This is a genomic window from Streptomyces sp. NBC_00091, assembly GCF_026343185.1.
Classification (GTDB): domain Bacteria; phylum Actinomycetota; class Actinomycetes; order Streptomycetales; family Streptomycetaceae; genus Streptomyces.
In genome coordinates, this window is sequence record NZ_JAPEMA010000001.1 from 3,176,382 (window position 1) to 3,195,792 (window position 19,411).

Consider the following 19,411-nt stretch of genomic DNA (forward strand, 5'->3'; position numbering starts at 1 on the left):
GTTCGGCCCCTCCCCGGCCCCGGCCCCATCCGTGCAGCCCGCGTGACCCCGGTCACTTTGCTCGGACAAAGCGGACACAATCTTTGTGCACGCGTTCACAAAGACATAGCCTGCATTCGACGGGGCGGTCCTGGGACAAGAGGCCGCCTGCAGCCCCGCTCATCCCGCAGGAGCATCGTGGCAACTGGCCGAACTCACCGACCGGCGACCCGCAGCCGAGGTATTCCCGAGGCCACTGTCGCCCGGCTTCCGCTGTACTTGCGCGCCCTCACCGCGCTCTCCGAGCGATCGGTCCCCACGGTGTCCTCCGAGGAGCTCGCGGCCGCCGCCGGGGTCAACTCGGCGAAGCTGCGCAAGGACTTCTCGTACCTCGGTTCCTACGGGACGCGGGGCGTCGGCTACGACGTCGAGTACCTCGTCTACCAGATCTCCCGCGAGCTCGGGCTGACCCAGGACTGGCCGGTCGTCATCGTCGGCATCGGCAACCTCGGCGCGGCCCTCGCCAACTACGGCGGTTTCGCCTCGCGCGGCTTCCGCGTGGCCGCGCTGATCGACGCCGACCCGGCCATGGCCGGCAAGCCGGTGGCCGGCATGCCCGTGCAGCACACCGACGACCTCGAGAAGATCATCGAGGAGAACGGCGTCTCGATCGGGGTCATCGCGACCCCGGCGGGGGCCGCCCAGCAGGTCAGCGAGCGGCTGATCGCCGCCGGGGTCACGTCCATCCTGAACTTCGCGCCGACCGTGCTGTCCGTGCCCGAGGGCGTGGACGTGCGCAAGGTCGACCTCTCCATCGAGCTCCAGATCCTGGCGTTCCACGAGCAGCGCAAGGCCGGCGAGATCGCCGGCGGTGCGGATGTGGAGCCGGGTGCGGACGCTGTCGCCGGGGGCGGGACCGGTGCCGCGCCCGCCGCCGCCGTCGAGCCGCCGGCCGGACGGGCCGCGGCCGCCGCGCGCAAGGGCGGTCCCGAGGGTGACGTTCCGGCGGTGATGCCGGCATGAGTCTGCTGGTCGTAGGCCTGAGCCACCGCAGCGCGCCGGTGAGCGTGCTGGAGCGGGCTTCGCTGTCCGCCGACGCCAAGGTCAAGCTGCTGCACGACACCCTGGCCGCCGAGCCGGCGGCCGAGGCGGCGGTGCTCGCCACGTGCAACCGCATCGAGCTGTACGCGGACGTGGACAAGTTCCACGCCGGTGTCGCCGAGCTGTCCACCTTGCTGGCGCAGCACAGTGGTGTCGCGCTGGAGGAGCTCACGCCTTATCTGTACGTGCACTACGAGGACCGGGCCGTGCACCACCTGTTTTCGGTGGCGTGCGGGCTGGACTCGATGGTGGTCGGCGAGGGGCAGATCCTCGGGCAGATCAAGGACGCGCTGGCGCTGGGGCAGGAGCTGCACACGGCGGGCCGGCTGATCAACGACCTGTTCCAGCAGGCGCTGCGGGTCGGCAAGCGGGCACACTCGGAGACCGGGATCGACCGGGCCGGGCAGTCGCTGGTGACCTTCGGGCTGGAGCAGCTCGCCGTGCACCTGCCGGTGGGGGAGTGGGCCGCCGGGAAGCGGGCGCTGGTGATCGGCGCCGGGTCGATGTCCTCACTGGCCGCCGCGACGCTGGCGCGGGTGGGGGTTGCCGAGGTCGTGGTGGCGAACCGGACCGCGGAGCGGGCGGAGCGTCTTGCGGAGATTTTGGTTGCCTCGGGCACTGGTGTCGCGGCGCGGGCCGTCGGCATGTCCGCTGTCGCGGAGGAGCTGACACGTGTTGACGTGGTCGTCTCCTGTACCGGGGCCACTGGGTTGGTCCTGACCGGGGACGACGTGGCCGCGGCGGTGGCGGGTGGCCCTGCGGGGCTCTCCCCCACCCCGCCCCTTCCCGAAACCGGGGGCCAGCCCCCGGCCCCCACCCGGGGCTCCGCCCCGGACCCCGCGCCTCAAACGCCGGCGGGGCTGGATGTGGCCGGGGCTGCGGCCCAGGACTCCCAGGGGCTTCGCTCCGGGATGTCCGGGCCGGATGCCGATGTGCTGGCGCGGCTCGTGGCTGCCGCGGAAGCGGGGCGGCGGATTGCCGATGCCGGGGCCGCGCGGACCATTACGGCTGTTGTCGGGGCTGACGGGTGTCCCGTCGGGCTGGACGTGCCGGCCGGGGACGGGCGGTCCGCGCTGACCGGGGTCGACGCCAACTCCCTCGAGCTGCACGGGGCCTGGGCCGATCAGGGCGAGGCCGCCGCGCAGCGGCAGCCCCGCAGGACGGTCCGGAGTTCCGTCGACGGCGCGGCCGTACGGCTGGCGCTGCTGGACCTGGCCATGCCCCGGGACATCGACGCCGCCGTGCACCGGATCCCGGGCGTGAGGCTCGTTGACATCGAGAGCCTGGCCGAGGCTTCCGCCGACGCCCCGATGGCCGCCGACGTGGACGCCGTGCGCGGGATAGTCGCCGAGGAGGTCGCCGCCTTCGGGGCGGCGCAGCGAGCCGCGCACATCACCCCCACCGTCGTCGCCCTGCGGGCGATGGCCGCCGAGGTCGTCGCCATGGAGGTGGCACGGCTCGACGGGCGGGTACCCGATCTCGACGACCGGCAGCGGGCGGAGGTCACCCAGACCGTGCGCCGCGTCGTCGACAAGCTCCTCCACGCGCCGACCGTGCGCGTCAAGCAGCTCGCGAGCGAGCCCGGCGGCGCCGGGTACGCGGAGGCGCTGCGCGAACTCTTCGACCTCGACCCTCAGACGGTGGCATCCGTCAGCCGGGCGGACGCGGCCGATCCGAAGAACGACGACCCAGGACGGGCATCATGAACACACGTCCCGACCAGCCGCTGCGGCTCGGTACGCGGCGGAGCAAGCTGGCCATGTCCCAGTCGGGCCACGTCGCCGACGCGGTACGGGCGATCACCGGCCGGCCCGTCGAGCTCGTGGAGATCACGACGTACGGTGACGTGTCCCGCGAGAACCTCGCGCAGATCGGCGGCACCGGCGTGTTCGTCACGGCCCTGCGCGAGGCCCTGGTCCGCGGCGAGGTCGACTTCGCCGTGCACTCGCTGAAGGACCTGCCGACCGCGCAGCCCGACGAGCTGGTCATCGCGGCCATGCCCGAGCGCGAGGACCCGCGCGACGCGCTGGTGGCCCGCGACGGCCTGACCTTCGAGCAGCTGCCCGACGGCGCCCGCGTGGGTACCGGTTCGCCGCGCCGCATGGCGCAGCTGAACGCGTACGCCCGCAGCCTGGGCAAGTCCATCGAGACCGTCGCCATCCGCGGCAACGTCGACACCCGGATCGGCTTCGTGCGGGACGGTGAGCTCGACGCGGTCGTGCTGGCCGCCGCCGGGCTGAACCGGATCGGCCGCGCCGACGAGGCGACCGACCTGCTGTCGGTCGACAACGTCCTGCCCGCGCCCGGCCAGGGTGCCCTGGCCGTGGAGTGCCTCGCGTCCGACGCGGACCTCATCGCCGCGCTCGGCCGGCTCGACGACCCGCTCACCCGGGCCGCCGTGACCGCGGAGCGTGCCCTGCTCGCCGCCCTGGAGGCCGGCTGCAGCGCGCCCGTGGGCGCGCTCGCCGACCTGCTGGCCGACGGGCAGATTGTCAATGAAATGCGCCTGCGTGGTGTCGTCGGAACCCTCGACGGTTCGACGCTGGTGCAGCTGTCCACCACCGGTCCCGTGCCCCAGTCGTACGACGAGGCCATGGCGCTCGGCCGCGAACTCGCGGACGAGATGCTGGCCAAGGGCGCGGCCGGTCTGATGGGGGAGCGATCCCTTTGAACCCCTCAAGTCCCACCACCTCCCCCCTCGCGGGCATCGCCGCCCCCGGGCTCGTCACCTTCCTCGGTGCGGGCCCGGGTGACCCGGGTTTGCTGACGCTGCGCGCCGTGGAGGCGCTCGCCGCCGCGGACGTACTGATCGCGGAGCCCGAGGTGCTCGAGGTCGTACGGACCCACGCGCGCGCGGGTGTCGACACGCCGCAGCTGACGGTCGCTGACGATGTGTCAGCCGCCGCCGGGGTCCCGGCGATCCGTACTCCGTCGACCGCCGCGGACGTTGCCAATCTTGTCATGGAGGCCGCGCGCTCCGGCAGGCGGGTCGTCCGTGCGGTGACCGGCGACCCCGGCCTGGAGGGGAACGCGGCCCAGGAGATGCTGGCCTGCGCCCACCAGGGGATCCCCTTCGAGGTGGTCCCCGGAGTGGCGACCGCCGTCGGCGTGCCCGCGTACGCGGGTGTGCCGCTGCGCGGCGAGCAGGGCGCCGACGTGCGCTTCGTGGACGCGCGGCACGCCTCGGCGCGCTGCTGGAGCGAGGTGGGCACCAGCGACTGCAGCGTCGTGGTCTCCGCGACGCTGGAGACCGTCGCGAGCGCGGCCGCCGAGCTGGTGTCGGCCGGGCGCAAGCCCGAGACCCCGCTGACGGTGACCGTCGGCGGTACGACGACCCGGCAGCGGACCTGGAGCGCGACCCTGGGCACCATCGCCCAGGTGTTCAAGCAGGGCAAGGTGCTCCCGTCGCCCGAGGGCTCGCGTCCGGTGATAGCCGTGGTCGGTGAGCAGAGTGCCGCGGCGCGGCGCGAGGAGCTGGCCTGGTTCGAGTCGAAGCCGCTGTTCGGCTGGCGGGTCCTCGTACCGCGTACGAAGGAGCAGGCCGCTTCGCTCTCCGACCAGCTGCGTTCGTACGGCGCGGTGCCGCACGAGGTGCCGACCATCGCCGTGGAGCCGCCGCGCACCCCGCAGCAGATGGAGCGGGCGGTCAAGGGCCTGGTGACGGGCCGCTATGAGTGGATCGCTTTCACGTCGGTGAACGCGGTCAAGGCCGTGCGGGAGAAGTTCGAGGAGTACGGGCTCGACGCGCGCGCCTTCGCGGGCATCAAGGTCGCCGCGGTGGGCGAGCAGACCGCGGCCGCGCTGGTGGAGTTCGGTGTGAAGCCGGACCTGGTGCCGAGCGGTGAGCAGTCGGCGGCCGGGCTGCTGGAGGACTGGCCGCCCTACGACCCGGTCTTCGACCCGATCGACCGCGTCTTCCTGCCGCGTGCCGACATCGCGACGGAGACGCTGGTGGCCGGGCTGATAGAGCTGGGCTGGGAGGTCGACGACGTCACGGCCTACCGGACCGTGCGGGCCTCGCCGCCGCCGGCGGACACGCGTGAGGCGATCAAGGGCGGCGGTTTCGACGCCGTGCTGTTCACCTCCTCCTCGACCGTGCGGAACCTGGTCGGGATCGCGGGCAAGCCGCACAACGTGACCGTCATCGCCTGTATCGGGCCGGCGACGGCCAAGACGGCGGAGGAGCACGGGCTGCGCGTGGACGTGCTGTCGCCGGAGCCGAGCGTGGGCAAGCTGGCGGAGGCGCTGGCCGCGTACGGGGAGGCGCGCCGGGAGGCGGCCAAGGAGGCCGGCGAGACGGTGTCCCGGCCGAGCGAGCGCCGGCCGGGCGCGCGCCGCCGTCGTGCGACGTGAAGTGAAGTGAAGTGAAGTGAGGGGCTGAAGGGGTCCGGGTGCGGTGTACGCCCCCGGGCCCCTTCGGCGTACCGGGTGGCTCGCTGCGGGGCGGATACCCAGGCGGGTCTGAGTAGCCGCGCGGGTTCCGGCGGAGCCCCCGGCTCGTGGATCATCGGGGGCATGACAGAAAACCCCGCCGCCGCCCTTCCCGACAGCCGGGACCGGCGGGCCTTCGTGGCGCCGCTGATCTCCACCGTGCTGACGCTGCCGCTCGGCTTCGTGTCGCTGCTCTACGCGGGGCTGTCGCCGATGGCCTGCGACTCCTGTAACGGGGAGGCCGCCCATGCCTTCGACGCCAGCTTCCAGACCGCCTGGACGGTGTTCGTGGTGGGGCTGCTGCTCGTGTTCGTGCTGCTGGTGATGGGCTGGGTCCTGCCGTGGCGGGTCCGCAACCGCGCGCGGCGCGTGGGCCTCGCCTTCGCCGCGCCCGGGCTGGTTCTGCTGAACGCGCTCGTGTTCGGGGCGCTGCTCGACTTGCCGTAGCAGGCGGGCTCTAGTCTGTTGGGGACTGCTGTCGATGCTCGAAGAGGCGACTAGAAGATGAGCGCGTACGGATCCTTCCCCGGCTCGCGGCCCCGCCGGCTGCGCACCACCCCGGCGATGCGGCGGATGGTCGCGGAGTACCGGCTGCACCCCTCGGACCTGATCCTGCCGGCCTTCGTCCGGGAGGGCATCAGCGAGCCGCTCGCGATCTCGGCGATGCCGGGCGTGGTGCAGCACACCCGGGACACGCTGCGGAAGGCCGCCGTCGAGGCGGTCGAGGCGGGGGTCTCGGGGATCATGCTCTTCGGTGTCCCGGCGGACGAGAACAAGGACGCGCTGGGCACGGCGGGCACGGAGCCGGACGGGATCCTCCAGGTGGCGATCCGCGACGTGAAGGCCGAGGTCGGCGACGACCTGGTGATCATGTCCGACCTCTGCCTGGACGAGTACACCGACCACGGCCACTGCGGGGTCCTCGACGAGCACGGCCGCGTCGACAACGACGCGACGCTGGAGCGGTACGCGGAGATGGCGCAGGTCCAGGCCGACGCGGGCGTCCACGTGGTGGGGCCGAGCGGGATGATGGACGGCCAGGTCGGCGTCATCCGCGACGCGCTGGACGAGACGGGCCACGAGGACGTGTCGATCCTGGCCTACACGGCGAAGTACTCCTCCGCCTTCTACGGGCCCTTCCGCGAGGCCGTCGCCTCCTCCCTCCAGGGGGACCGCAAGACCTACCAGCAGGACCCGGCGAACGCCCGGGAGTCGCTGCGGGAGCTGGCGCTGGACCTGGAGGAGGGCGCCGACATGGTCATGGTCAAGCCGGCGGGCCCCTACCTGGACATCCTGCACCGGGTCGCCGAGGCCGTGGACGTGCCGGTGTCGGCGTACCAGATCAGCGGCGAGTACGCGATGGTCGAGGCCGCCGCGGAGAAGGGCTGGATCGAGCGGGACCGGGCGATCCTGGAGACGCTGCTCGGCATCAAGCGGGCGGGCGCGGACACGATCCTGACGTACTGGGCGACCGAGGTCGCCGGCTGGCTGCGCGCGGAGCGGTAGGCCTGGCCGGCCTGGGTGTTGGTGAGGGGTGCGGGCCCGGGGGGTTCGCGCCCCTCACGGCGTTCTAGAAGAATCTTCCAGTCCTGTTCCGTGTCCTACGCTGGCCGCATGGTGAAGCAACAGCGTGGTGAGGCCACCGTCGACCAGCTCCTGACCGCCGCCCTGCGCGTGTACGCCGAGTCGGGTCAGCAGGGCTTCACCGTCCAGGCCGTGACGGCGGCCAGCGGGGTCAGTCTGGGCAGCCTCTACCACCACTTCGGCAGCTTCGACGGCCTTGCCGCCGCCCTGTACACCCGCTGCATGGGTCAGCTCTTCGAGGAGCTGACGGAGGCCGTCACCCGGACCCGTACGGCCCGTACGGGGGTGCGGGCGCTGGTACGGGCGTACCTCCGCTTCACCCAGGAGCGCCGGGACGCCGCCCTGTTCATCCATGCCTCCGCCTATTCCGGTTACCTCGCGATACACGCCGAGGAGATCCGCGCGGCCAAGGAGGTCATGCTCGCGGACATGGGCCGCTGGATGTGGACCCGCATGGAGAAGGGCGAGATCCGGCCACTGTCGATGCCGCTGATCGAGGTGCTGGTCATGGGCCCGGTCGCTGAGGCGGCCCGGCGATGGCTGGCCAGCACGTACGAACTCGACCTGGACGAGGCCGTGAAGGTCCTGCCCGACCGCATCTGGTGCTCCCTGCAACCAGAATAAGTTTCTAGAAAAGTACTCGATAAAACCCGTCGGGCCGTCCATGCTTGCATGGCCGGCCCCCGCTCCTCCGGGTCCCACAGGGGAGGACCCGGGCGGGCGGGGGTGCGGTCCGGGCCCGACCGGCGCACGCTGGGGGGAGAGGCCGACTGTGGAGGTGATCCGCCATGCCCACGCTCGTCGGATGGCACGTGGAGCTGGAGTTCTCCGAGGAGGGCCACCGCACCAGTGCGGCCGCCCTGGTCAGGCTCGCTGACGGCTCCGAGATGAGGGCGCACGGCTACGCCATGCGCCACCCCTCCGACCCGGAGCAGCTGCGGGTCGGCGAGGAGATCGCGGGCGCGCGTGCGCTCATGGATCTCGCGGGCCAGCTGCTGCAGAAAGCACACGCGGAGATCGACGAGGCCACGGGCAGGCACTCCTACCCGCTGACCGGCTGATCCCCGCGCGTCGAGTGGACGGGCCCGCTTCAGCGGGTCCGGTGGCGGAACAGGGCCACCGCCAGGGTCAGCGCCAGGGCGGTGATCCCCGCGCACCAGGCCAGCGCCGTCCACGGGGTGTCCCCGGCCGGCTGGTCCAGGAGCAGGGCGCGCAGCGACTCGATGACCGGCGTCAGCGGCTGGTGCCCGGCGAAGCCGTGCAGCCAGGACGGCATCGTCTCGATCGGGACGAAGGCGCTGGAGGGGTAGGGCAGGAACATCATCAGGAAGGTGAACCCGCCCGCCGCCTCCGGGGTCTTGGCGAGCAGCCCGAGCGCGGCCGCGAGCCAGGAGATCGAGGTGATGTACGCGACGAGGAGCCCGGCGGCGGCGAGGAGGGCGAGCGGGCCGCCCGAGGGGCGGAAGCCGATGGCGAGGGCGACCACCAGCACCAGGGTGGTGGAGAGCAGGTTGCGCACGACCGAGGCCGTGACGTGCCCGGCCAGGATGGGCAGGCCCCCGACGTCCAGGGAGCGGAAACGGTCGATGATGCCGTTCTTCATGTCGTCGGCCACGCTCACCGCGGTGCTCGCCGCGCCGAAGCCCGCGCACAGCAGCATGGCCCCCGGGACCACGTACGTCACGTACTCCGTCCCGGTGTCGATGGCCCCGCCGAAGAAGTAGACGAAGATCAGCATCAGCATGACCGGCAGCATCAGGGCGCCGATCAGCGCGTCCGGGCTGCGCTTGCTGATGCGCAGGCTGCGCCCGGCCATGGTGAGGGCGGAGATCGGGCCAGGGGCGGTGGCAGTCGCGGTGGCGGTGGCGGTGGTCATCGGTCGGCTCCCGTCAGGGCGAGGAAGACATCGTCGAGGGTGGCGCTGCGGACCGTGAAGCGGTCGACGGCGGTGCGGTCGGGGTCGAGTTCGTCGAGCAGGGCCCGCACGTGGGCGGCGGAGCCGTCGGTGGCGAGGCCGAGGGTCAGCTCGTCCGGCGCGTGGTGGACGGCCCGGGCGGCGAGGGCCTCGTAGGCGTCCCGGCCGGTCAGGGTGAGGTCGAGGCGGTGCCCGGCGACGCGCGCCTTCAGCTCGGCCGGGGTGCCCTCGGCGGCGACACGGCCCGCGTCGAGGACGGTGACCCGGTCCGCGAGCCGGTCGGCCTCCTCCAGGTACTGGGTGGTGAGCAGGACGGTGGTGCCGTCGGTGCGCAGTTCCCGTACGACGTCCCAGAGTTCGGCGCGGCTGCGCGGATCGAGCCCGGTGGTGGGCTCGTCCAGGAACAGCACCTCGGGCCTGCCGACGAGGCTCGCGGCGAGGTCCAGGCGCCGCCGCATGCCGCCCGAGTAGGTCCGGGTGAGGCGGTCGGCGGCCTCGGACAGGCCGAAGCGCTCGAGGAGTTCGCCGGCCCGGGCGCGGGCGTCGCGGGGGGACAGCCCGGTGAGCCTGCCCATCATGCGCAGGGTCTCGGTGCCGGTCTGGAGGTCGTCCAGCGCCGCGAACTGGCCCGTGAGGCTGATGCGGCTGCGTACGAGCGCCCGCGCCCCCGTGATGTCGTGCCCGGCCACCCGCGCCGTCCCGGAGTCGGGCGCGGTGAGCGTGGCGAGGATCCGGACGGTGGTGGTCTTGCCCGCGCCGTTGGGCCCGAGCAGGGCGAGGACGGCGCCGCGGGGGACGTCCAGGTCGAGGCCGTCGAGGACGCGGGTGTCGCCGTAGGACTTGGTCAGTGCGCGGGCGTGCAGGGCGAGGTCGTTCGTGGGCACGGAGCCACGCTCCTTTCTGCGTATGGGTTACGCGCTTCTGTGTAAGTAATACACAGAACTAGGATGTGGGTCAACGACTCCGGAGGGAGGGTGGCGATGGAGAAGGACCCGGCGGCGGACGACACCGGGCTCCCGGCGAGCCTGCAAATGGCCTGGGGCCTGCGCGAACGCCCCGGCAAGGGCCCCCGCCCCACCCTCACCCTGCCGAAGATCGTCGACGCGGCCGTCGCGCTCGCCGCCGGGGAGGGGATGGACGCCGTCTCCATGGGCCGCGTGGCCAAGGAGCTGGGCGTCTCCACCATGTCCCTCTACCGCTACGTCACGGCGAAGGAAGAGCTGTACATCCTGATGTCCGACGCCGGGGTCGGCACCCCGCCGCCACTGCCGGCCGACGCGGAGGAACGGGACTGGCGGCAGCTGCTGACGGACTGGGCGTACGCGCAGCGCACCCTCCTGCTGACCAAGCCCTGGATCCTGCGCATCCCGATCACCGCCCCGCCGGCCACCCCCAACCAGCTCGCCTGGATGGAACGCGGCCTCGCCTCCATGGCCGGCACGGCCCTGGCGGAGGGCGAGAAGCTCTCCGCGATCATCCTGATCGGGGGCCTCGTCCGGAACGAAGCCACCATGGCCGCCGACATGATGGACGCGATCATCAAGAGCGGGGTGGCCCCGGACCAGGTGCTCGGCCGGTACGTGAACACCCTGCGCCTGCTGACCGGCCCCGACAGCCACCCGGCCGTGACCCGGCTGCTGGAATCCGACGCCTTCACGGGCTCCGGCGAGCCCGACTTCCAGTTCAGCTTCGGCCTCGGCCGGATCCTGGACGGCCTGGCGAGCCTCATCGCGGAGCGGTCGGGCTGAGTTCCGCGAGCGCGGACGCGCCGACGGGTGCACGCTGGAAAGCAGCGGCCACGGAGGTGATCGCCATGAAGGATGCCGTCGGATGGCATGTCGACGTGAAGTTCGACGAGGACAACGAACGCACCCGCGCCGCCGCCCTCGTCCGGCTGCCGGACGGGAGCGAGCTGCGCTCGCACGGCTACGCCAGCCGTCACCCCAGTGACGGTAATCAGCCCAGAGTGGGTGAGGAGCTCGCGGCGGCGCGCGCGCTCAACGATCTGAAGGAGCAGTTGCTCACCAAGGCGCACGACGAGATCGACGATGCGTCGGGACGCACGTCGTACCCGATCACGCGCTGACGCCCGTGCCGGGCGGTGCCTACCGGCTGACCCAGCCGGTCAGCGCCGCCCAGCTGGCGGGGGCCAGGTCCAGGACGGGGCCGTCCTGGATCTTGGAGTCCCGGACGTGGACGGTGGAGGGGGAGGCGGCGACCTCGACGCAGTTGCCGCCATTGCTTCCGCTGTGGGTGGACTTCCGCCAGGCGACGGCCACTTCCAGGCAGTCGCCGCCCTCGCTGCCGCTGTAGCTGGACTTGAACCAGGCGAGTTGGGTGCTCATGGATCTCCTAGCAGCCGTTTCAACAGGTCCCTGGTTTCCTCGGGGTTGAGGGCCTGTGTTCGCAGCATCGCATACTTCATGGCGAGGATGCTGACCTCGTCGAGGTCGGAGACGACCAGGCTGCCGCGGTGCGTTTCGAGGTATGCGATGTGCTGGTGTTCCGGGGTCTCCAGCAGGACGAAGGGGCCGTCCAGTGCCGGATGGCGGGTGCGGTCCAGCGGCAGGATCTGGATGGACACGCCGGTCAGTTCGGAGCAGACCAGTAGATGGCGGAGTTGCTCCCGTAGGACCTCCTGGCCGCCGAGCGGGCAGGTGAGGACCGGTTCCCAGACGATGAAGCTGGCGATCATCGGTTTTTCGCGCCGCAGCGTCTTCTGGCGATCGAGGCGGGCCGTCGTCTGGTCCACGACCTCACCGTCGGTGTAGATCGGGACGCGGCTGTGGAATACGGCCTCCGCGTACGCCTTGGTCTGGAGCAGGCCCGGAACGACCTGGTTCTGGTACGAGGACAGGGCAGCCGCCTTCTGCTCCAGGTTGATCAGCGGCTCCGCCCACGGCGGGATCACGTCGATCTGCGGCATCTTGTGCGCGGCGACCGTGAGCACCCCGGGCAGGTCCAGAATCTGGTCCATCAGTTCCGCGACGTCCGGCATGAGGGGGCGTCTGCCCTGCTCGATGGAGGCGATGCTCTCCTCCTGGAGCCCGACGCGCTTGCCGAGTTCCTTCTGGGTCATTCCTTTGGCGACGCGGCAGACGGCGACCTGCTCGCCGACCATCCGCATCGCTGTCGAGTTGGGCCGTGCCCGCTTCCTTGGTGGCATGAACGTGAACTCCCCACCTGCGCCAGCGAAATACCCGTACCAACCCGTACTGACTCGCGGTACGGGTTGGCGCACTGCATCAGGCTAGTCACGGACCGCGACGATCGTCTCGTGAACCTAAATACTCAACCCGGCCTGATGCGGGAGCGGCTGTTCCCCCGGGCCTTCCAAACGGTCCCCACCGCCCGGGACTTCACGCGCGAGACGCTCACCACCTGGGACATCCCCGCCCGGCGGGACGACATCGTGCTCTGTGTCAGCGAACTGGCCACCAACGCCCTGCGGTACGGCGTCCCGCGCGGGCGCTCGTACCGCCTGCGGCTGCTGAACTTCGGCTGCTGCGTCCGCGTCGAGGTGCACGACAGCGGCCCCGGGCTGTCGCGGATCGCGGGCGGGCCGCCGGGGGCCGGGCTGACGCTCGTCGCCGGGGTTTCGGACACCTGGGGGGTCCTGCCCCGGCGGCCCGGGAAGGTCGTATGGGCCGAATTCAGCCCGGGCGGCTGCTAGCTTCGGCTGATCGGAAGGTTCGGTCGGAGGGGGGCCAATGTCGCGTCCGTGGCGGTGGGTTGTGGTGGTCGGGGGCACCGGGCTGGTGTTCCTGATCGCCTTCAGGCTCGGGCTGTGGGACCCCTTCGGCTGGCTCCCCGAGAAGGAGTCCGACCGGGTCTCCGCCGCCGCCGGCTTCGGCGGGGCCATGGCCGCCGTGGCCGCGCTGGTCGGCGGCTGGTGGGCCGGAGGCAACGGCGGCGGGGACGCCAACTCCGTACGGCAGAACGCCCGCGCGTCGGGTACCTCGCAGATCACCCAGGACGGCGGACTCACCACCCCCGGCCGGGTCGACCAGCAGGCCCGCGCCGACGGAGACGCCCGGGTCCAGCAGCGCGGCGGCGGCGGTGAGCCGGGGGAGCAGCCCTAGTGGGCGCCGAGCAGCACGCCCGGGGCGAGGGGAACGCCCGGATCACCCAGGTCGTAGGTGACCACGTCACCTACGCCCCCGGCGCCGGGCCCGCGCCCCGGGCCGCGCTCGGGCTGCCGGACGCGCCCGCCGTACTCGTCGGGCGGGACGGGCCCGTCAAGGAACTGGTGGCGCTGCTCGGCGACGGCGGGCCCACGGTGGCCGTGGTCGCCGGGCTGGCCGGGGTCGGCAAGAGCGCGCTGGCCGTGGCGACGGCGCACCGCGCGGTGGAGCTGGGCTGGTTCGGGGACCGGGTGTTCTTCCTGCCCCTGCGCGGCTACGCCCCCGGCGGCGGGGTCAGCGGGCCCGAGGCGGTACGGGAGATGCTGCGCCGGCTGGGGATCCGGGACACGGACATGCCGGAGTCCCCGGAGGGGCGGGCGTCGCTGTACCAGGCGCAGCTGGCCGGGTTCGCGCAGGCCGGGCGGCGGGTGCTGATCGTCGCCGACGACGCGGGTGAGGTGGGCCAGGTACGGGACCTCGTACCGGCCGGGACCGCGCACCGGCTGCTGGTGACCTCCCGGCACCGGCTCGTGCACCCGGGCTTCACGGCACAGGTCGTGACCCTGGACGAGCTGGCGCCGGCCCCGGCCGCCGAGCTGCTCGCGGGGGCGGTGTTGCGGACCTGGCCGCAGGACCGCCGCCCGGCGGCGGAGCCGGGCGCGCTGGCGGAGGTCGCGGAGCGGTGCGGGCGGCTGCCGCTGGCCCTGACGGTGGCGGGGGCGCTGCTGGCGGGCGATCCGGGGCTGCCGGTGGGGGAGCTGGCGCAGCAACTGGCCGACGCGCGGACCCGGCTGGCGAAGCTGGACTCGGAGCTGGACGCCGGGGTACGGGCCGCGTTCGACCTCTCGTACGCGCGGCTGCCGGAGGATCAGGCCCGGATCTTCCGGCTGCTGACGGTGAACCCGGGCCCTGACTGCGCCACGATGTACGCCCGGTTGCTGACGGGGGAGGCCACGGCCGACCTGCGGCCGAAGCTCGCGGCGCTCGTACGGGCCTCCCTGCTGGCGGAGGAGCCGGTGGGCTCGGGGCGCTGGCGGATGCACGACCTGGTGCGGCTGTACGCGCGCGAGCGGGGCGAGGAGTGCGCGGCGGAGGACGGCCGGGAGGATGCGACCGACGCACTGCTCGGGTTCCTGGTCCTCGGTGCCGAGGTGGCGCGGCACGTCATCGGGGTGGACACGCAGCGGGCGGCAGGGCCGGGTCTGCCTTCGATGGAGGAGGTCCTGCGCTGGCTCGGGGCCGAACGCGCCATGTTGGTCGCAGCCGTGGGCTTCGCCGTCGAGGCCGGACGGCCGGAGATCGCCGTGGAACTCGGCACGCTCTTGATGTCCTACCTCCAGCTCTACCGGTACGGACAGGACGCGCTGGTGGTGGCGCGCACGGTCCTCGCGGCCACGGAGGGCAGGGGGAGCCCCGAGGAAATCGGTGGGCGGCTGTACGACCTCGGCCTCGCGTACCTCGGCACGGACCAGCCGGAGGAGGCCATGGGGCCGCTGACACAGGCGCTGACGGTGTTCCGGGAGAACTCCCTGCGCATGGGTGAGGGCAAGGCGCTGAACATGCTGGGCAGCGTGTACGAGGCAACGGACCGGTGGGCGGAGGCGGAGCAGGCGCGGGGAGAGGCCCTGGACATCTTCCGCGAGCTGGGGATCCGGCACGCGGAGGGCACCGTACTGTCCGGCCTCGCCCGGATCTACGAGCGGGCGGGTCGCCTGGACGACGCCATCGCCGCGCTGCGGCAGTCGGTCTCGCTCATGCACGCGCTCGACGACCGTCACAGGGAAGCGTCCGCGCTGAACTCCCTCGCGGACGTGCTCTGGCGGGCGGAACACCAGGAGGAGTCTCTGGCCGCACGGGAACAGGCTCTCGCGACACAGCGGGAGTTCGGCAACCGCAAACAGGCGGTACGGACGCTGACCGCCCTTGCCGGGTCGCTGGTGGAGCTGGGGCGGGAGGAGGACGCCAGGGCGCGGTACGAGGAGGCCCTCCAGGTCCTCACGGAGGAGGGGGACCCGCACAGGCAGGGGGAGATCCTGGGCAACCTGGGCCTGATCCACCGCCGTGCGGGGCGGCCGGAACAGGCGCTGGAGCTGCTGGAGCGGGCCTGCGTCCTCTTGGCGGAGTCGGGCGGCCGGGCCGGCGAGGTCGCCGTCGTCAGCGGGCTGGCGCTGACGCTGTACGCCCTGGACCGCCACGCGGAGGCCGCCGAGGCATTCGAGCGGGCGGCGGGGCTCTACGCGGGGCTCGGCGACGCGGAGTGGGAGGAGGCGGCACGGGCGGCCGCCGCCGACCTGCGGGAGCAGGCCACCCGCCCCCGCCGCTGGTGGCACCGCCTCACCGGCGGCGCCTCCGCCGCCGGGCCGCCCGCGACGCCGTAGCGTCACGAGGACGGCCCCGGCCGCGGCCGGTGTCACAGTCCCCGGGAGCGGGCCCGGGAGCGGAGCCGGGTCGCGACCGCCGAGGCGGACAGGGCGAAGGTCAGGGCCGCCGCGCCGAACTTCAGGGCGACGGTCAGGGTGGGCAGTAGTTCCCAGAGCTCGGACATCGCGGGTCTCCCCTCGCATGACCCCCGGGGCCCGGGGGTACCTCAGTGCCAGGTTCGGGTGGGGGGTGTCCAGTTCCGTCCAGCCGGCGGTGGTGGACGAAGAAGGACGGGGGCCGGGCATGCGGGAGGAGTTGGCCGGGCTGTACCGGGCCGCCGGGGAGCCCTCGTTGGACGCTCTCGTGTCGGCGGCGGCCGGGGAGGGGCGTGCGGTCTCCCGGACCACCCTGCACAACCTGCTGCGCGGCACGGCCGCCCGGCCGCGCTGGGAGACCGTGGAGGCCTTCGTGGTGGCCTGCGCCGCGTACGCCCGGACCCGTAAGCCCCGCATCCGCATCCCGGAGGGGGAGGCCGACCTGGCCGTGTGGCGGGCCCGCCACCAGGGGCCGCCCGTGGACAGCCCCGCCGCCGCGCTCGCCCGGCACTTCGCCGAGCCGGGCGGGCTGCCGCACTACATCCCCGCCGGGCTCGACCGGGCGGCTCTCGACCAGCCCCGCCAGGTCCGCGACCTGCCCCGCTCCGGCGGCCGCACGGAAGGTCCCCGCCCCTGGGAGCGGGCGCTCGCCGAGCACCCCCGGATCGTGCTGCTCGCCGACGCCGGGCTCGGCAAGTCCTGGCTGCTGCGCACGCACGCCCGGCGGGTGAGCCGCGAGGCCCTGGACCGGCTCCGGGACGGGACCCCGCCGGCGGAGGTGCCCCTCGCCGTGGTGCTGCACTGCGGGGAGGTCGCCGCCCGGCCCGAGGCGGCCCTCGGCCCCGCCGTCGCCGCCCGCCTCATGGAACGCGGCATCCTGCCCGGGTCCGACCGGGCGTACCTCGTGGACGCGCTGACCGGCGGACGGATCCTGCTGCTCCTGGACGCCTACGACGAACTCCCCGACCACACCACCCGGTCCCACCTGCACACCCTCCTGGCCACCGCCCCGCCCACCCTGCGCTGCGTGGTCTCCACCCGGCAGGCCGGCTACCCCGGGCCGCCCGGACCGGACTGGCGGGAGCTGCTGCTGGACCCCTTCGGGGAGGCGGAGAGCGCGGCCGTGATCCGGGTCTGGCCGCTGACCCCCGCCGCCCGCGCCTCGCTCGGCGCCCGCATCGACGCACCCGGGCTCGGCGGGCTGGCCCGGGTCCCGCTGCTGCTGGCGCTGCTGTGCGCGCTGGCCGAGGAGGTCCCGCCGGGCGGCGGGGCACCCGATCTGCCCGCCTCGAAGGGGGAGTTGTACGAGAGGATGCTGCGCCGGTTCCTCGTACACGAGCACCGGCCCCCGGCGGCCGAGGACACCGAGGCGGACCGGCTGATCGACGTACTCGCCCCGCTCGCCTACTACTTCGCGGGGCGGGCCGACGGCTGGCAGGACGTGATGCCGCGCGAGGCGGTGCTGCGGGCCATCCGGTCGGCGGGGGCGCCCTTCACCGAGCTGGGGCGGGACGCGGCGAGCGTGCTGCGGACCCTGTCGGTGGAGGCGGGGATCCTCCAGCCGCTGGGGGATCCCAGCGGGGGCCGCGTACAGCCGTACCTCTTCGCGCACCGCTCCTTCGCCGAGTACCTGGCCGCCCGGCACCTGGCCTCCCTGCCCGAGGAGGAGATCCTGGAGGTCGTGGAGACGAACCTCCTGGACGACGACCGCTGGCGGGACACGCTCGCCATGCTGGGGCGCCTCGTCCTGACGCGGGAGGGGCGCGAACCCTTCGAACGGCTGCTGTGGCATCTGCTGGGGCGGGAGGCGGCCGTCTACCACTTCGGGGTCCTGCACGCGGTCCGGATGATCGGGGATCTAGGGGAGCGGACCATGGACTTCGAACGGCCGCTCCAGGCCCTCCTGCTGCGGCGGTTCTGGACGGAGGTGATGAGGGGGCCCGAGCTCGCACTCGACGCGGTCGGGTCCTGCCGGGCCCTCCCGGACGAGCTGGTGGACCTGCTGGTGGAGGCCCTCGTCCGCAAGATGGACACCTACGCCTACACCGCGCCCGCCCTCGCCCACCATCCGCAGGCCTCGGTGACGGCCTTCCTGGTCCGGGCCGTCACGGAGGGGCGCAGCCCCTTCGACGTGGGTCGCGCGGTCGCCGCCCTGGCCCACCGGCCGGGCGCGGAGGCCCTGCGCGGGCTGCTGGCCGCCTTCCGGGACGTCCACTGGCCCGACTACACCGGGGAGTTGTCCGTCCCGCACCAGCAGGCGGTGCGCGCCCTGCGGGCCCGGCGCGACCCCGAGGCCCTCGGCGCCCTGCTGTGGGCGGCGGGGGCCCCGGGACCGCCGGAGCCGGGCGGGCACGGCGTGGCCGCCCGTCGTCTGCGGACCGGCGCCCTGGAGGTCCTCGGCGGCTACCCGGACGCCGCCGCCACCGAGGCCCTGCTGGCCGGGGCCGAGGACCCGGACCCCCAGGTCCGGGCCGCCGCGCTGCGGGAGCTGGCCGGGCGCGCCGTCGCCCACAGCCTGGGGACGGACGTCAGGCCGGCTGCTCCGGGGAGTGCGTCGGCGTGATCACCGAGAAGGCCCCGCCCTGGGGGTCGGCGAGGACGGCCATGCGGCCGACCGCCATGTCGAAGGCCGGGGCGAGGACGGTGGCGCCGGCGCGGACGGCCGCCGCCTGGACCTCGTCCACGCTGTCCACGTGGAAGTACGCCTGCCAGTGCGGGGGCACCCCGGGCGGCATCATGTCCATGTTCATCATCCCGGCCACCGCGCGCCCGCCGACCTTGAACTCCGTGTACCCCTCGGCGCCCGGCATCTCCGAGGGGGCGGGGCTGATCGGCAGGACCGCCGCGTAGAACGCGGCGGCCTTGTCGGGGTCGGGGGTGGTCAGCTCGTTCCAGATGAGCGCGCCGTGCTCGTTGACGATGCCCGCGCCCTCGAAGGTGCCGGGCTGCCACAGGCCGACGACGGCGCCGGTCGGGTCGGTGACGACGGCCATCCGGCCGATGTCCATGACGTCCATCGCGGCCATCATGACCGAGCCGCCCGCGTCGGTGACCGCCTTGAGGGTGGCGTCCACGCTGTCCGTGGCCAGGTACGTGGTCCACACCGTCGGCGGCAGCGGGTCGGGGATGCTCCCGTCCGGGTTCATCGCCTTCATGATCCCGGCGACCGGCTTGCCCTTGAGGTGACAGACGGAGTAGCCGCCCTGCTCGGCCGGGCCGATCTCGCCCTGCCAGCCGAAGAGGTCGCAGTAGAAGTCGAGGGCCGCCTGCTGGTCGGGGACCATCAGGTCGACCCAGCAGGGGGTGCCGGGCTTGTAGGGGCCGTTCATGTCGGGCACGGATGCCTCCGTCGGTGGTGCTGGGGGAAGGACGGGCCATCCCCTACCCGCCCCACGGGCCCGGAACCGGGCCGTACGGGTGACGCGGGCTCAGGCGTACCCCGCCTGTGGCCCGGGCACGTGCCCGGTTCAGCGCAGTACGCGCTTGCCCGCCAGGAAGGCCGCGAGGTCCGCCTCGTCGAACCCGTCGTCGTGGCCGGGCGGGGCGGGCAGGGCCTCGGTGGCAGCGATGTCCGCGTCGACGTCCGCGAAGCGCCGGGCGACGGTAATGTCCTCGCCGATCTGGCGGAGTACGGCTGCCGTGACGTACGAGGAGACATCGAGGCCCATGGCGTCGGCGTGGTCCTTGACCCTCGCGCGCAGCGCGGCGTCCATGCTGATGCTGAACCGCTCCTTGGAGGCCATGAGAAGACCGTAGCGCGAGGTGTTACGCGAGGTGCGGGAAACGCGACGGCCCCCGGGGCGGGTGCGCCGGGGGCCGTC

At 73.2% G+C, this 19,411-nt stretch carries 21 protein-coding genes; 14 read left to right on the plus strand and 7 right to left on the minus strand.

What is annotated here, in order from left to right:
* Window positions 1-177: 177 nt before the first annotated feature.
* From OOK34_RS14745 to OOK34_RS14780, 8 genes are all read left to right on the plus strand, one after another.
* Window positions 178-1,002: a redox-sensing transcriptional repressor Rex gene (locus tag OOK34_RS14745; protein ID WP_267034323.1), complete on the plus strand. Its 825-nt coding sequence runs from the start codon at window positions 178-180 to the stop codon at window positions 1,000-1,002.
* Window positions 999-2,786, plus strand: a complete 1,788-nt coding sequence (locus OOK34_RS14750) for a glutamyl-tRNA reductase (protein WP_267034324.1) — start codon at window positions 999-1,001, stop codon at window positions 2,784-2,786. Before OOK34_RS14745 ends, OOK34_RS14750 begins: the two co-directional genes overlap by 4 nt.
* Window positions 2,783-3,751, plus strand: coding sequence for a hydroxymethylbilane synthase (hemC, locus tag OOK34_RS14755; protein ID WP_267034325.1), 969 nt, complete (start codon window positions 2,783-2,785; stop codon window positions 3,749-3,751). Before OOK34_RS14750 ends, hemC begins: the two co-directional genes overlap by 4 nt.
* Window positions 3,748-5,433, plus strand: coding sequence for a uroporphyrinogen-III synthase (locus tag OOK34_RS14760; protein WP_267034326.1), 1,686 nt, complete (start codon window positions 3,748-3,750; stop codon window positions 5,431-5,433). Before hemC ends, OOK34_RS14760 begins: the two co-directional genes overlap by 4 nt.
* A gap of 162 nt (window positions 5,434-5,595) precedes the next feature.
* Window positions 5,596-5,958: a hypothetical protein gene (locus OOK34_RS14765; protein WP_267034327.1), complete on the plus strand. Its 363-nt coding sequence runs from the start codon at window positions 5,596-5,598 to the stop codon at window positions 5,956-5,958.
* A 57-nt stretch (window positions 5,959-6,015) separates the two neighbouring features.
* The gene (gene hemB, locus OOK34_RS14770) at window positions 6,016-7,017 is read left to right on the plus strand and encodes a porphobilinogen synthase (protein WP_267034328.1); all 1,002 of its coding nucleotides are present in this window, start codon (window positions 6,016-6,018) and stop codon (window positions 7,015-7,017) included.
* A gap of 108 nt (window positions 7,018-7,125) precedes the next feature.
* Window positions 7,126-7,719, plus strand: a complete 594-nt coding sequence (locus tag OOK34_RS14775; RefSeq protein WP_267034329.1) for a TetR/AcrR family transcriptional regulator — start codon at window positions 7,126-7,128, stop codon at window positions 7,717-7,719.
* A 164-nt stretch (window positions 7,720-7,883) separates the two neighbouring features.
* On the plus strand, window positions 7,884-8,156 hold the full coding sequence (locus tag OOK34_RS14780) for a DUF1876 domain-containing protein (RefSeq protein ID WP_267034330.1): 273 nt from the start codon (window positions 7,884-7,886) through the stop codon (window positions 8,154-8,156).
* A 29-nt stretch (window positions 8,157-8,185) separates the two neighbouring features.
* On the opposite strand, the gene OOK34_RS14785 is transcribed toward OOK34_RS14780, so the two are convergent.
* Complete coding sequence (locus OOK34_RS14785) at window positions 8,186-8,971, minus strand: ABC transporter permease (RefSeq protein ID WP_267034331.1); 786 nt, start codon at window positions 8,969-8,971, stop codon at window positions 8,186-8,188.
* Window positions 8,968-9,894, minus strand: coding sequence for an ATP-binding cassette domain-containing protein (locus OOK34_RS14790; protein WP_267034332.1), 927 nt, complete (start codon window positions 9,892-9,894; stop codon window positions 8,968-8,970). The genes OOK34_RS14785 and OOK34_RS14790 overlap by 4 nt, the downstream gene beginning before the upstream one ends.
* Window positions 9,895-9,990: 96 nt before the next feature.
* On the opposite strand from OOK34_RS14790, the gene OOK34_RS14795 reads away from it, so the two are divergent.
* Window positions 9,991-10,758: a TetR/AcrR family transcriptional regulator gene (locus OOK34_RS14795; protein WP_267034333.1), complete on the plus strand. Its 768-nt coding sequence runs from the start codon at window positions 9,991-9,993 to the stop codon at window positions 10,756-10,758.
* 65 nt (window positions 10,759-10,823) lie between these two features.
* Window positions 10,824-11,096, plus strand: coding sequence for a DUF1876 domain-containing protein (locus OOK34_RS14800; RefSeq protein WP_267034334.1), 273 nt, complete (start codon window positions 10,824-10,826; stop codon window positions 11,094-11,096).
* A gap of 19 nt (window positions 11,097-11,115) precedes the next feature.
* Here OOK34_RS14800 and OOK34_RS14805 read toward each other — a convergent pair whose 3' ends face one another.
* Window positions 11,116-11,355, minus strand: coding sequence for a DUF397 domain-containing protein (locus OOK34_RS14805; protein ID WP_267034335.1), 240 nt, complete (start codon window positions 11,353-11,355; stop codon window positions 11,116-11,118).
* A complete protein-coding gene (locus OOK34_RS14810) occupies window positions 11,352-12,176 on the minus strand; it encodes a helix-turn-helix transcriptional regulator (protein ID WP_267034336.1) in 825 nt (274 codons plus the stop codon). The genes OOK34_RS14805 and OOK34_RS14810 overlap by 4 nt, the downstream gene beginning before the upstream one ends.
* Window positions 12,177-12,287: 111 nt before the next feature.
* Between OOK34_RS14810 and OOK34_RS14815 the strand changes: the two genes are divergently transcribed.
* The 3 genes from OOK34_RS14815 to OOK34_RS14825 are packed head-to-tail and all read left to right on the plus strand — an operon-like array spanning window position 12,288 to window position 15,512.
* Window positions 12,288-12,683, plus strand: coding sequence for an ATP-binding protein (locus tag OOK34_RS14815; RefSeq protein WP_323183422.1), 396 nt, complete (start codon window positions 12,288-12,290; stop codon window positions 12,681-12,683).
* A gap of 37 nt (window positions 12,684-12,720) precedes the next feature.
* Window positions 12,721-13,092 (plus strand): hypothetical protein, encoded by a 372-nt coding sequence (locus tag OOK34_RS14820; RefSeq protein WP_267034337.1) that lies wholly within the window; start codon window positions 12,721-12,723, stop codon window positions 13,090-13,092.
* Entirely contained in the window at window positions 13,092-15,512 is a 2,421-nt protein-coding gene (locus OOK34_RS14825; RefSeq protein ID WP_267034338.1) for a tetratricopeptide repeat protein, read from the plus strand. The genes OOK34_RS14820 and OOK34_RS14825 overlap by 1 nt, the downstream gene beginning before the upstream one ends.
* A 32-nt stretch (window positions 15,513-15,544) precedes the next feature.
* Here the strand turns inward: OOK34_RS14825 and OOK34_RS14830 are convergent, their stop codons facing one another.
* Complete coding sequence (locus tag OOK34_RS14830) at window positions 15,545-15,679, minus strand: hypothetical protein (RefSeq protein WP_267034339.1); 135 nt, start codon at window positions 15,677-15,679, stop codon at window positions 15,545-15,547.
* A gap of 65 nt (window positions 15,680-15,744) precedes the next feature.
* Between OOK34_RS14830 and OOK34_RS14835 the strand changes: the two genes are divergently transcribed.
* Window positions 15,745-18,153, plus strand: a complete 2,409-nt coding sequence (locus OOK34_RS14835) for an NACHT domain-containing NTPase (RefSeq protein ID WP_267034340.1) — start codon at window positions 15,745-15,747, stop codon at window positions 18,151-18,153.
* On the opposite strand, the gene OOK34_RS14840 is transcribed toward OOK34_RS14835, so the two are convergent.
* Window positions 18,119-18,919, minus strand: a complete 801-nt coding sequence (locus OOK34_RS14840) for a VOC family protein (protein ID WP_267036745.1) — start codon at window positions 18,917-18,919, stop codon at window positions 18,119-18,121. The genes OOK34_RS14835 and OOK34_RS14840 overlap by 35 nt on opposite strands.
* A gap of 138 nt (window positions 18,920-19,057) precedes the next feature.
* Complete coding sequence (locus tag OOK34_RS14845; protein WP_267034341.1) at window positions 19,058-19,333, minus strand: hypothetical protein; 276 nt, start codon at window positions 19,331-19,333, stop codon at window positions 19,058-19,060.
* Window positions 19,334-19,411 lie beyond the last annotated feature (78 nt).